The sequence below is a fragment of the Nocardia anocheti genome (genome assembly GCF_029675105.1).
Lineage (GTDB): Bacteria > Actinomycetota > Actinomycetes > Mycobacteriales > Mycobacteriaceae > Nocardia.
Genome location: NZ_JAQQFV010000012.1, coordinates 1 through 12,494, shown reverse-complemented (window position 1 = coordinate 12,494; position 12,494 = coordinate 1). Strand labels below are relative to the sequence as shown.

Sequence of the window (12,494 nt, the reverse complement as noted above, 5' to 3'; positions counted from 1 at the left end):
CTCGCCACATCGATCACCTCCCGGTCATCGGGACGATCCGCTCCGCCCACCCCGGCACCGGCCCTACCGTCGTCGGCAATTCGAGGTGGTATCAGGAGGAAACAGTGGTGGACTGGAACGACGAGGTGGATGTGCTGGTCGCGGGCTCGGGCGGTGGCCTGGCCGGTGCCTACACCGCCGCCCGCGAGGGACTCAGCGTCGCGGTGGTCGAGGCGACCGACAAGTTCGGTGGCACGACGGCCTATTCGGGTGGCGGCGGGGTGTGGTTCCCGTGCAATCCGGTGCTCGAGCGGGCGGGCACCGACGACACCCTCGACGACGCGCTCACCTATTACCGCGCCGTCGTCGGCGACCGCACCCCCGACGACCTCCAGCGCACCTATGTCCACCGGGGCCGCGACCTCATCGAATACCTCGAAGCCGACGACCATTTCGCCTTCCAGATGCTCCCGTGGCCCGATTACTTCGGTAAGGCGCCCAAGGCCCGTCTGGACGGGCAGCGCCACATCATGCCCACGCCCCTGCCCGCCGCCGAGCTGGGCCCGCTGCGGGAATCGCTGCGCGGCCCGCTCGACACCGACCGGCTCGGCGCCCCGCTGCCGGAGCTGCTGATCGGCGGGCAGGCGCTGATCGGGCGGTTCCTGCGCGCGCTGTCGACCTACCCGCACGCCCAGCTGCACCTGGAGTCGCCGCTGGTGGAACTCGTCGTCGAGGACGGCGAGGTCACCGGGGCGATCGTCGAACGCGCGGGCGCCCGCCACGCCATCCGTGCTCGGCGCGGGGTGGTGCTCGCCGCGGGCGGCTTCGAGCAGAACGCGGAGCTGCGCGCCCACTACGGGGTACCGGGCGAGGCGCGGGACACCATGGGGCCCTGGGGAAATCAGGGCCTGGCGCACCGGGCGGGCATCGCGGCGGGCGCCGACACCGATCTGATGGATCAGGCGTGGTGGTCGCCGGGGCTGACCCATCCGGATGGGCGTTCGGCCTTCGCGCTGTGGTTCACCGGCGGCATCTTCGTCGACCAGGACGGGCACCGGTTCGTCAACGAGTCCGCGCCCTACGACCGGCTCGGGCGGGAGGTGATCCGTCAGATGGCCGAGCGCGGCCTGCGCCTGCCGTTCTGGATGATCTACGACGACAAGGAGGGTGAGGTCCCGCCGATCAAGGCCACCAATGTGTCCATGGTCGAGACCGAGAAGTACGTCGAGGCCGGGCTGTGGCACACCGCCGACACGCTCGCCGAGCTCGCCGCGAAGATCGGCGTCCCGGCGGCGAATCTCGAGGCCACCGTCGCGAGGTTCAACGACATGGTCGCGACCGGTGTCGATCCCGATTTCGGGCGCGGCGACGAAGCCTACGACCGGGCCTTCTCCAACGGCGAACCCCCGCTGGTGACCATCGACAAGGGCCCGTATCACGCGGCCGCGTTCGGCATCTCGGATCTGGGCACCAAGGGCGGTCTGCGCACCGACAGCGCGGCCCGGGTGCTCGACCGCACCGGCACGCCGATTCCGGGGCTCTACGCCGCGGGCAACACCATGGCCGCGGTCAGCGGGGAGGTCTATCCCGGCGGCGGTAATCCGATCGGCGCGTCCATGCTGTTCAGCCACCTCGCCGTGCGCCACATCCTCGGCGACTGACCCGGCAGGTGGTCCTTCCCGCTGGCCGGGACGGACCACCGCCGACGGGCCACCGCGTGTGGTTCCGTGCACACACCAACCTCTGTTTCTCTAGTTCCAGGAGCGAGAAAATGGCTTCAGCCGACGACATCCGCGCGACCGTGCGCGCCTACGTGGAGGCCGTCGGCAGCGGTTCCGCTGCCGAGATCGTCGCCCTCTACCGCGCGGACGCGACGGTGGAGGACCCGGTCGGCAGCGCACCGCATGTCGGTCACGCGGCGATCCTCGCCTTCTACGAATCCTTCGAGCAGCTGGAACGCTCCAGCGAACTGTTCTCCGTGCGGGTCGCCGGGAACAGCGCGGCGTTCAGTTTCCGGGTGGTCACCCGCTTCGGTGACCAGAGCTTCACCCTGGAACCGATCGATGTGATGACCTTCGACGAGGACGCGCGGATCGCGAGCATGCGGGCGTTCTGGTCGCAGGACGACATGATCGCGGGCTGAGGCGACCATGACCGAACAGCAGTGGGATCACGAAGTCGGTTTCCTCGTCGTCGGCAGCGGGGCGGGCGGGCTCACCGGCGCGCTCGCCGCCGCCGATCGCGGCCTGGACACCCTCGTCATCGAGAAGGCCGGGGTGTACGGCGGCAGCACCGCGCTCTCGGGGGGCGGCATCTGGGTGCCCGACAATCCGGTGCTGCGGCGCGAGGGCCTCGGTGACACCCGCGCCGACGTGCGCGCCTACCTCGACGCCGTCGTCGGCGACCGGGTGCCCTCGGCCAATCTCGACGCCTTCATCGACGAGGGCCCGCGCATGCTGGAGTTCCTGGAAACCAGCCCGCACCTGCGGTTCCAGTGGTGCACGGGCTATTCCGACTACCACCCCGAGGCGCCCGGCGGACGTCCGGCGGGCCGCTCGATCGAGCCCCTGCCGGTCGACCTCAAACAGCTCGGCGCCGACGAGGACCTGTTGCGCCCGGCCGCCCTGGCCACCCCGCCGGGCCTGTTCATCACGTCCAAGGACTTCGTCCAGCTGAACATGGTGACCCGCACCTGGAAGGCCCGCTGGACCGCGCTGCTCACCGGGCTGCGCGCGATCAAGGCGATCGTGCTGCGCCGACACATGGACACCCTCGGCCGCGCCCTGATCGCCCGGCTGCGGCTGGCCCTGCGCGACGCCGGGGTGCCGCTGTGGCTGAACACCCCGCTGCGTTCGCTGATCACCGACGAGTCCGGCGCGGTCGTGGGCGTGCTCGCCGAACGCGACGGGCGCGAGATCCGGATCCGGGCGCGCGACGGCGTGCTGCTGGCCACCGGCGGTTTCGAGCACGATCAGGCGCTGCGCAAGCGCTGGCTGCCCGAAGGCGGACGCGACAATTTCAGCGCGGCCTCCACCGACAACACCGGCGACGGCATCGTGGCCGGAGAACAGGTCGGCGCGGCGGTGGACCTGATGGACGACGCCTGGTGGATGCCCTCGTTCCAGCGACCGGAGGGCATCAATCAGGTGCTGGTGTCGGAGCGGTCGATCCCGCGCTCGATGATCGTCGACAGCACCGGCGCGCGCTTCACCAACGAGGCCGCCCCGTATGTCACCTTCGTGCACGCGCAGCTGGCCGGTCGCCACGATCCGGCCTGGCTGATCTTCGACGCGAAGGCCAAGAGCCGCTACCCGATCGGCGGGATCGTGCCCGGCCAGAAGTTCCCCGCCGCCTGGACCTCGTCCGGGCTGATCCACAGCGCGCCCGACCTGGCCGGGCTCGCCGCGGCCATCGGTGTCCCGGCGGACGCGCTGGGCGACACGGTCCGGCGCTTCAACGGCTTCGCCCGCGACGGGCACGACGCCGACTTCGGTCGCGGCGTGAGCGCCTACGACAACTACTACGGCGACCCCACCCTGCCGGTTCCGGCCCTCGACGTCCTGGACAAGGGCCCGTACTACGCGCTGCGGGTGCGCATCGGTGACCTGGGCACCAAGGGCGGCCTGGTCTACGACGCCGACGCCAGGGTGCTGCGCGCCGACGGCACACCCATCCCGGGTCTCTACGCCACGGGCAACACCTCGGCCGCGGTGATGGGCAACGACTACGCCGGTGCGGGCGCCACCATCGGCCCGGCGATGGTGTTCGGCTACATCGCCGCGCGTCGCGCCGCCGGACACCGCTGAGGGGGCGATCATGCAACCCGTGCAGTGCGCCACCTGCGGCAACAAGGTGCTGGCCGAGAAGTTCAGTCCCAGCCACACCAGCGTCCAATGGCTCGACGACGCCGAGTCCGCGTGCCCGGAGTTCGCCCGCCGGGCCGCCCTCGGTGAACCGAGCGGCTCCATCCCCACCTGCCCCGCCCTGCGCGACTCGATCGAGAACGCCGTGCGCGCGGGCACTCTGGCCACCGACGGGCTCCGGCACGAACCGGTGCCCGGTCGGCTCGGCTGACCCCACGACCCGAAAGGACCTCGCATGAACAGACTCGACGACCACCGCACCCTCGTCACCGGTGCCGCCTCCGGCATCGGTCAGGCCACCGTGCTCCGACTGCTCGACGAAGGCGCCCGCGTGGTCGGCGCCGACGTCTCCGCCGAGGGCCTGGCCGCCACGCGGGCCCAGGCCACCGAACGCGGCACCGCCGACCGGCTCACCACCCTGACCATCGATATCGGCGACGAACAGTCGGTGATCGACGGGGTGCGCGGCGCGGTCGACACCCTCGGTGGCCTGGACTCCCTGGTCAACGCGGCGGGCATCCTGCGCGCCTCGCACACCGAACAGACCTCTCTCGAGCTGTGGGACCTGATCCTGCGGGTCAATCTCACCGGCACCTTCCTGGTGGTCCGCGAGGCACTGCCCGCCCTGCTGGCGAATCCCCGTGCCACCGTGGTGAATTTCAGCTCCACCTCGGCCGCGTTCGCGCATCCGTACATGGCGGCCTACGCGGCGAGCAAGGGCGGCATCCAGTCCTTCACCCACGCCCTGGCCCTGGAGTTCGGCGGCAAGGGTCTGCGCGCGGTGTGTGTCGCGCCGGGCAGCATCAAGTCCGGCATCACCGACGCCACCCCGGGATACGTTCCCGCCGACGCGGACTGGGCGCTGTTCGCCAAGCTGTCGCCGGTCCTGCCGACCGACCGGGAATCCGGTGGCGCGGGCATGGGCGACCCGAGCGCGGTGGCCGGGGTGATCGCCATGCTGGTCTCCGAAGACGGCGCGTTCATCACCGGCACCGAGATCCGCATCGACGGCGGCACCCACGCGTGAGCCCGCACCCGACCCACCTTCCGGAGGACCCGCGATGACGGAACCCAGCTACACCGACACCCTGAAGGAGATCCGTACCGACGCGGGTGTCCTGCGCTATCACGAGATCGGGGACGGTCCCCCGCTGCTGCTCCTGCACGGTTCCGGGCCGGGAGTCACCGGCTGGCGCAATTTCCGGGGCAATCTCGCCGCCTTCGCCGACCGGTTCCGCTGCCTGATCCTGGAATTCCCCGGCTTCGGCGTGAGCGACGACTTCGGCGGGCACCCGATGGTCACCGCGCTGGACGCGGTGGTCCGCTTCGTCGACGCGCTGGGTCTGGACCGTGTCGACATCATCGGCAATTCGATGGGCGGCGGTGTGGCACTGAACTACGCCATCGCCCACCCGGACAGGGTCGGCAAGCTGGTGACCATCGGCGGGATCGGCCGCAACCTGTTCAGCCCGGGGCCCGGTGAGGGCATCAAGCTGCTGCAGGAGTTCACCGAGGAACCCACCCGGGAGCGGCTGATCCAATGGCTGCACTCGATGGTCCACGACCCGGCCATGGTCACCGACGAGCTCATCGAGGAACGCTGGACCCAGGCCACCGACCCGGCCACCCTCGACAGTGCCCGCCGCATGTACAGCAAGGCCGCCTTCGCCATGATGGTGCGCGCCATGGAATCCTCCGACGCCCCGCCGCCGTGGGCGATGCTGCACAAGGTCCAGGCCCCGACGCTGATCACCTGGGGCCGCGACGACCGGGTGAGCCCCCTGGACATGGCGCTCATCCCGATGCGGACCATCCCGCGCGCCGAACTGCACGTGTTCCCGAACTGCGGGCACTGGGCCATGATCGAGCGCAAGAACGAATTCGAGTCGGCGGTGCTGGCCTTCCTCACCCGGAAGGAGACCGACCGCGCCGCGTGAGCGCGCACGCGAGAGCGGGGGCCTGGTGACCAGGCCCCCGCTCTCGCGTTCCGTCCTCAGCGCTGGGTGCTGCCCGCGTCGACCGGCAGGGTCACCGCGGTGATGTAGCGGGCCTCCTCGGAGGCCAGGAACAGGGTGGCGTTGGCGATGTCGACCGGGTCGACCCACGGGATCGGCAGCATGTTCATGGTCACCGCCGCCGCGGCGAACTCCTCGCGCGTGGGCGCGGTGAGATCGGGCCGGAACGCGCGGCGCACCGAGTCGTTCTGGATCATGAGCGTGTCGACATTGGTCGGATGCACCGAATTCACCCGGACATGGTGCGGGGCCAGCTCTTTGGCCAGCGACCGCATCAGCCCGACCACCCCGTGTTTGGCCGCGGTGTAGTGGGCGACCCCGACCAGACCGCGCAGTCCGGCGATCGAACTGGTCAGGATCATCGCGCCCCCGTCGCGGGCGATCAGGTGCGGGGTGGCGGCCTTGCAGGTCTGCCACACCCCGGTCAGGTTGACGTCGATCATGGTCTGCCACTGCTGTTCGGTCAGCTCGAGCGCGCCGCCGCTGGAACTGATTCCGGCGGTGGCGCAGACGATGTCGAGGCCGCCCAATTCCGTCACGGCCGCGTCCACCGCGGCGCGCAGGGCGGTGCCGTCGCGCACGTCGACGGTGGCGGTGACGATCCGCGCGCCCGTCGCGGTCACGGCCGCGGCGGTCTCGGCGAGGTCGGCGGCGCTCGCCGGTGGGGTCAGTACGCCATCGACCGGGCCGCAGAGGTCCACGGCGACGATGTCGGCGCCCTCCTCGGCCAGGCGGCGGGCCTGGGCGCGGCCGATGCCGCGCGCGGCGCCGGTGACCAGCGCGATCTTGCCCTGAACTCGTCCCATGTCACACCTTCTGAGTCAGTCCGGCGTCCACCACGAGTTGGGTTCCCGTCACGTAACGGGACTCGGCGGAGGCGAGGAAGAGCACGGCATTGCTGACGTCGACCGGGTCGACCCAGGGCACCGGCAGCAGCGTGCGGCGCGCCAGCACCGCGGCCGCGTCGTCGCGGGTGGGATGCGGCAGGTCGGGGCAGAGCTTGGCGTAGACCGTGTCGTTGAGGATCATCGGCGTGGCCACCGAGCCGGGATGCACGGTGTTGACCCGGATATTTCGCGGGCCGAGCTCGTTGGCCAAGGTGCGGGCCAGGCCGACCACGGCGTGCTTGCTGGCCGCGTAGTGCGCGGCCCCGGCCGCCCCGACCAGGCCGTTGGTCGAGCTGACCACGACGATCGAGCCACCGTCGGTGAGCGCGGGCATCGCGGCCCGCACGGTGTGCCAGACGCCGGTGAGATTGATGTCGATCGTGCGCTGCCACGCCTGGTCGGTCAGGTCCCAGGACGGGGCCAGATCGGCGTAGATCCCGGCATTGGCCACGATCACGTCGAGCCTGCCCAGCGCGGCCACGCCGTCGGCGACGGCCACATCCAGGGCGGCCTGGTCGCGCACGTCGGCGGTCGCGGTCACGCAGACGCGGCCGAGCGCGGCCACGTCGGTGGCCGTGCGCGCCAATTCCGCCGCGGCGGCAGCGATGTCGACGGCGATGATGTCGGCGCCCTCTTCGGCGAGCCGACGGCAATGGGCCCGGCCCATTCCCCCCGCCGCGCCGGTCACCAGCGCGACGGTGTGCTCCATGCGGTTCATCGGGCGCCCCCGGAAGATCGAGTGTCCACGGCGCCGACGCTAGGGTCGCCGACCGCGGTGTCCGCCCTGGTCTTCCCGGTCAGCGGGCACTCACGCGGCGATCTCCCGGCCACCGGGAACCGCCCGTGCGCGGACGGGCCGCCCGCTGCGACGGTAGGTCCGCACACCGGTTCTGTGATCGAGGAGGACACCAGTGACGACGGTTCCACGGGTGGTGACGCTGCGGGTGGCCGCGGTGATCGAGGAGACCGCCGACGCGCGCTCGCTCGTCTTCGACGTGCCCGCCGAGGCCGCCGACCGTTTCGCCTACCGCCCCGGCCAGTTCCTCACCCTGCGCATCCCCAGCGAGCGGCCCGAACCGGTGGCGCGCTGCTATTCGCTGGCCAGTTCCCCGTTCACCGGTGACCCGCCCCGGGTGACGGTCAAGCGCACCGCCGACGGCTACGGCTCGAACTGGTTGTGCGACAACGTCACCGTGGGCGACACCCTCGACGTCCTCCCACCCCAGGGCAGCTTCACTCCGGCCTCGCTCGACACCGATCTGCTGCTGTGGGCGGCGGGCAGCGGGATCACCCCGGTGCTGTCGATCCTGCGCTCGGCGCTGGTCCGGGGCACCGGCCGGGTGGTGCTGTTCTACGCCAATCGCGGACCCGAGTCGGTGATCTTCGCCGAGACCCTGCGGGAGCTGGCGGACCGCTATCCGGACCGCCTCGCGGTGACGCACTGGCTGGAATCGCTGCAAGGTCTGCCGAGCACCGCCCAGCTGGCGCGTTTCGCGCAACCGTATCCGGCCCACGAGGCGTTCGTGTGCGGGCCGGGCCCGTTCATGGCGGCGGTCACCGAGGCGCTGTCCGGGGCGGGGTGGCCGCGTGAGCGGATCACCACCGAGGTGTTCGTCTCCCTCTCGGGTGATCCGTTCGCCGAGCCCGAACCGCTCGATCCCGCCGAGGACGCCGACGCCGCGCACGTCGAGGTGGAACTCGACGGCGCCGTGCACGCGCTGCGTTGGCCGCGCTCACGCACCCTGGTCGACGTCATGCTCGCCGACGGGCTGGACGTGCCCTATTCCTGCCGCGAAGGCGAATGCGGGTCCTGCGCGTGCACGGTCGTCGACGGCGCGGTGCGTATGCCGCCGTCACCGATCCTGGACCAGGCCGACATCGACGCCGGGTACACCCTCGCGTGTCAGGCCCGACCCACCACCGATCAGGTCCGCATCCGCTTCTGAGCCGAGAGGTGCCCGTTGGCAACCGATACCGTGCGCGCCGAGGTCGGTTTCGGCTCGGACCGTGGCCCCGTGCTCGGCGCGCTCATGCTCGCGACCGGCCTGGTCGCGCTGGACTCGACCATCCTGGCGGCCGCGGTGCTGGCCATCACCGACGATCTCGGCGATTTCGCGCTGTTCCCGTGGCTGTTCACCAGTTACCTGCTCGCGCAGGCGATCACCGTGCCGATCTACGGCGCGCTGGCCGACGCGTTCGGTCGCAAACCGGTGATGCTGTGCGGTGTCGTGGTCTTCGCGCTGGGCTCGCTGCTGTGCGGGCTGGCGGGCAGCATGGTCGCGCTCATCGTGTTCCGCGCGGTGCAGGGCATCGGCGCGGGCGCGATCCAGCCGACCACCATGGTCATCGCCAGCGATCTCTACACCCTCGCCGAACGCGCCACGGTGCAGGGCTATCTGGCCGGGGTGTGGGCGGTGGCCTCGGTGACCGGCCCGCTGCTCGGCGGGATCTGCGCGGACTACCTGGGCTGGCGCTGGATCTTCCTGGTGAACCTGCCCCTGGCCGGGCTCGCCGGGTGGATGCTGGCGCGACACTTCCGCGAATCGGTGCCCCGCCGAGCGCGCCGCATCGACTACCTCGGGGCCGTCCTGCTGACCCTGGGCGCGGGTGGGCTGGTGCTCGGCCTGCTCGAGGGCGGCCATGCCTGGCCCTGGCGGACCTCGCTGCTGGTCTTCGGGGGCGCCGCGCTGGCCCTGGCACTGTTCCTCGTCGTGGAATCACGGGCGGCGCAACCGATTCTGCCGCTGTGGGTGTTCACCCGGCGGGTGGTGGTCGCGGGTGGGGTGGCGGCGGTGCTGGGCAGTGCGCTGCTGTTCGGGTTCACCACGTATGTGCCGCTGTTCAATCAGGGCGTGCTCGGGTCGAGTGCGCTGGTGGCGGGTCTGGTCACCGGTGCGCTCACCCTGGGCTGGCCGCTGTCGGCCGCGCAGGCGGGAAAGGTGTATCTGCGCTTCGGTTTCCGGGCCTGCGCGGTGCTGGGCAGTGCCGTCGCGGCGCTCGGCGCGGCGACGACGCTGCTGCTCGACGAGCGTTCGCCGCTGTGGCAGGTGGCCGCCTCGTGTTTCGTGGTCGGCGCGGGCATGGGGTTGGTCGCCACGCCCACGCTCATCGCGGCGCAGACGAGCGCGCGCTGGTCCGAGCGCGGGGTGGTCACCTCGGCCACCATGTTCGCGCGGTCGCTGGGCAGCGCGGTGGGGGTGGCGGTGTTCGGCGCGATCGTCAACGCGCGGCTCGGTGACGCGGGAGCGGCCACGCCGCAGGCTCTTTCGGCGGCGATCCACCTGGTGTTCGTCACCATCGCGGCCATGACCGTCGTGCTGGTGGCGGCGTGCGCGCTGGTGCCGGGTGCGATCACCGCCCATCCAGCGGGAACGTCCGACCCGGACGGGCCCGCCCGCCCCGAGGATGGGAGCGCATCACCGGAACAGAAGAGGGAGCCAGGATGCTGACAACGCGCGTGCGCACCGAGCTCGCGGCCGAACTGGCGCGAGCCGAACGGGACCGGGTGGCGGTGGCGCCACTGGCCGCCCGCTACCCGGACATCGACGTGGTCGACGCCTACGAGATCCAGCTGCTCAATATCCGCCGCAAGCTCGATGGCGGCGGCCGGATCGTCGGCCACAAGGTGGGGCTGTCGTCGGCGGCCATGCAGCAGATGATGGGCGTCGACGAACCCGACTACGGGCACCTGCTCGCCGACATGGAGCTGTTCGAGGACGTCCCCGTCGACACCGCGAAGTTCCTGCTGCCGCGGGTCGAGGTCGAGGTGGGCTTCGTGCTCGGCGCCGATCTGCCCGGGGCCGACTGCACCGAGGACGATGTCCGCGCGGCCACCGTCGCCTACGCACCCGCCATCGAACTGATCGATTCGCGCATCACCGACTGGCGGATCGGCCTGTGCGACACCATCTCCGACAACGCCTCCTCGGCCGGGTTCGTCCTCGGCCGGGAACGCGTGGCGCCCGGTGACATCGACGTCACCGCCGTCGACGCCGTCCTCACCCGCAACGGTGCGGTGGTGGCCGAGGGCTGTTCCGACGCCGTGCTCGGCGATCCGCTCCTCGCGGTGGCGTGGCTGGCCCGCAAGGTCGCGACCTTCGGGGTGCGGTTGCGGGCGGGCGATGTCGTGCTGCCCGGTTCCTGCACCCGCGCCATCGATGTCCGGCCCGGCGACACCGTCCGGGCGCAGTTCACCGGGCTCGGCGCCGTCGGCCTGCGTTTCGTCTGAACCGTCCCGAGCGCCGCCGCGCGCTCCCCTACCCCTCAGGAGGCGACCGTGTCCCACGGGACCGTCGACGCCGCGATCGTGGGATCCGGCAACATCAGCACCGACCTGCTCTACAAACTGCTCCGGTCGGAGTCCATCACGCCGCGCTGGATGATCGGGATCGATCCCGACAGCGAAGGGCTCAAACGCGCCCGCGGGCTGGGGCTGGAGACCTCGGCCGAGGGCGTGGACTGGCTGCTCGCCCAGGACCACAAGCCGGACATGGTGTTCGACGCCACCTCGGCCTACGTCCACCGTGCGGCCGCGCCGCGCTACGCCGACCTCGGTATCCGCGCGGTCGATCTTACCCCGGCCGCTGTCGGGCCCGCGGTGGTGCCGCCGGTGAATCTGGCGTCGCTGCTGGACGCGCCGAATGTCAATATGATCACCTGCGGTGGCCAGGCCACCATTCCGATCGTGGCCGCGGTGTCGCGGGTCGTGCCGGTGGCGTACGCCGAGATCGTCGCGTCGGTGTCGTCGGTGTCGGCCGGTCCGGGCACGCGCGCGAACATCGACGAGTTCACCAAGACGACGTCCAAGGGTGTGGAGACCATCGGTGGCGCCCAGCGGGGCAAGGCCATCATCATCCTGAACCCGGCCGAGCCGCCGATGATCATGCGCGACACCATCTTCTGCGCGGTGCCCGAGGATGCCGACCGGGACGCGATCAGCGCCTCGATCCATCGCATGGTGGCCGATATCCAGACCTATGTGCCCGGCTACCGCCTGCTCAACGAACCCCAGTTCGACGAACCCTCCGTGGTCTCCGGTGGCCTGGCGAAGGTCTCGGTGTTCGTGGAGGTCGAGGGCGCGGGTGACTTCCTGCCGCCCTACGCGGGCAATCTCGACATCATGACCGCCGCCGCGACCCGCGTCGGCGAAGTCGTCGCCGGTCAGATCCTCTCGGCCCGGGTGTAAGGAGCCAATCATGGTCTATTCCGCCGATCTCGACATCCGCGTCACCGACACCTCGCTGCGCGACGGCTCCCACCACAAGCGTCACCAGTTCACCGTGGACGAAGTCCGCGATATCGTCACCGCCCTCGACGGGGCCGGTGTCCCGGTCATCGAGGTGACCCACGGCGACGGCCTGGGCGGGTCCTCGTTCAACTACGGGTTCTCGAAAACCCCGGAGCAGGAACTCATCCGGACCGCCGCCGAGGCGGCGAGGAACGCGCGCATCGCCTTCCTCATGCTGCCCGGCGTCGGCGTCAAGGAGGACATCGCGATCGCCAGGGACAACGGGGCCACGATCTGTCGTGTCGCCACCCACTGCACCGAAGCCGATGTCTCCGTTCAGCACTTCGGGTACGCCCGTGACCTCGGCCTGGAAACCGTGGGCTTCCTGATGATGTCGCATTCCCAGCCCCCGGAGAAGCTGGCCAAGCAGGCCCGCATCATGGCCGACGCGGGCTGCCAATGCGTCTACGTGGTCGACTCCGCCGGAGCCCTCGTCCTCGAACAGGTCTCCGACCGCGTCTCA

At 70.9% G+C, this 12,494-nt stretch carries 12 protein-coding genes and 1 pseudogene; 11 read left to right on the top strand and 2 right to left on the bottom strand.

The window, feature by feature from the left end; translation table 11 throughout:
- Positions 1–104: 104 nt before the first annotated feature.
- The 6 genes from QC180_RS26920 to QC180_RS26895 all read left to right on the top strand — a co-directional run bounded on the left by QC180_RS26920 (position 105) and on the right by QC180_RS26895 (position 5,779).
- On the top strand, positions 105–1,640 hold the full coding sequence (locus QC180_RS26920; RefSeq protein WP_278265635.1) for an FAD-binding protein: 1,536 nt from the start codon (positions 105–107) through the stop codon (positions 1,638–1,640).
- Positions 1,641–1,750: 110 nt separating this feature from the next.
- Positions 1,751–2,122: a nuclear transport factor 2 family protein gene (locus tag QC180_RS26915; RefSeq protein ID WP_278265634.1), complete on the top strand. Its 372-nt coding sequence runs from the start codon at positions 1,751–1,753 to the stop codon at positions 2,120–2,122.
- A 7-nt stretch (positions 2,123–2,129) separates the two neighbouring features.
- Positions 2,130–3,785, top strand: coding sequence for an FAD-binding protein (locus QC180_RS26910; RefSeq protein ID WP_278265633.1), 1,656 nt, complete (start codon positions 2,130–2,132; stop codon positions 3,783–3,785).
- Between the two features lie 10 nt (positions 3,786–3,795).
- The gene (locus QC180_RS26905) at positions 3,796–4,053 is read left to right on the top strand and encodes a hypothetical protein (protein WP_278265632.1); all 258 of its coding nucleotides are present in this window, start codon (positions 3,796–3,798) and stop codon (positions 4,051–4,053) included.
- 24 nt (positions 4,054–4,077) lie between these two features.
- Entirely contained in the window at positions 4,078–4,869 is a 792-nt protein-coding gene (locus QC180_RS26900; protein WP_278265631.1) for an SDR family NAD(P)-dependent oxidoreductase, read from the top strand.
- A gap of 34 nt (positions 4,870–4,903) precedes the next feature.
- Positions 4,904–5,779: an alpha/beta fold hydrolase gene (locus QC180_RS26895; RefSeq protein WP_278265630.1), complete on the top strand. Its 876-nt coding sequence runs from the start codon at positions 4,904–4,906 to the stop codon at positions 5,777–5,779.
- A gap of 56 nt (positions 5,780–5,835) precedes the next feature.
- On the opposite strand, the gene QC180_RS26890 is transcribed toward QC180_RS26895, so the two are convergent.
- Together QC180_RS26890 and QC180_RS26885 are read right to left on the bottom strand one after the other, a co-directional pair.
- A complete protein-coding gene (locus tag QC180_RS26890; RefSeq protein ID WP_278265629.1) occupies positions 5,836–6,663 on the bottom strand; it encodes a mycofactocin-coupled SDR family oxidoreductase in 828 nt (275 codons plus the stop codon).
- 1 nt (position 6,664) lies between these two features.
- Entirely contained in the window at positions 6,665–7,462 is a 798-nt protein-coding gene (locus tag QC180_RS26885; RefSeq protein ID WP_278265628.1) for a mycofactocin-coupled SDR family oxidoreductase, read from the bottom strand.
- A gap of 193 nt (positions 7,463–7,655) precedes the next feature.
- Between QC180_RS26885 and QC180_RS26880 the strand changes: the two genes are divergently transcribed.
- The 5 genes and pseudogenes from QC180_RS26880 to QC180_RS26860 form a co-directional block, all read left to right on the top strand.
- Positions 7,656–8,690, top strand: coding sequence for a ferredoxin--NADP reductase (locus QC180_RS26880; RefSeq protein ID WP_278265627.1), 1,035 nt, complete (start codon positions 7,656–7,658; stop codon positions 8,688–8,690).
- Between the two features lie 15 nt (positions 8,691–8,705).
- Complete coding sequence (locus QC180_RS26875) at positions 8,706–10,193, top strand: MDR family MFS transporter (RefSeq protein ID WP_278265626.1); 1,488 nt, start codon at positions 8,706–8,708, stop codon at positions 10,191–10,193.
- Entirely contained in the window at positions 10,187–10,972 is a 786-nt protein-coding gene (locus tag QC180_RS26870) for a 2-keto-4-pentenoate hydratase (protein WP_278265625.1), read from the top strand. Before QC180_RS26875 ends, QC180_RS26870 begins: the two co-directional genes overlap by 7 nt.
- 48 nt (positions 10,973–11,020) lie before the next feature.
- The gene (locus QC180_RS26865) at positions 11,021–11,929 is read left to right on the top strand and encodes an acetaldehyde dehydrogenase (acetylating) (RefSeq protein WP_278265624.1); all 909 of its coding nucleotides are present in this window, start codon (positions 11,021–11,023) and stop codon (positions 11,927–11,929) included.
- Between the two features lie 10 nt (positions 11,930–11,939).
- Positions 11,940–12,494: pseudogene (locus QC180_RS26860) on the top strand (4-hydroxy-2-oxovalerate aldolase); the annotation flags it as partial.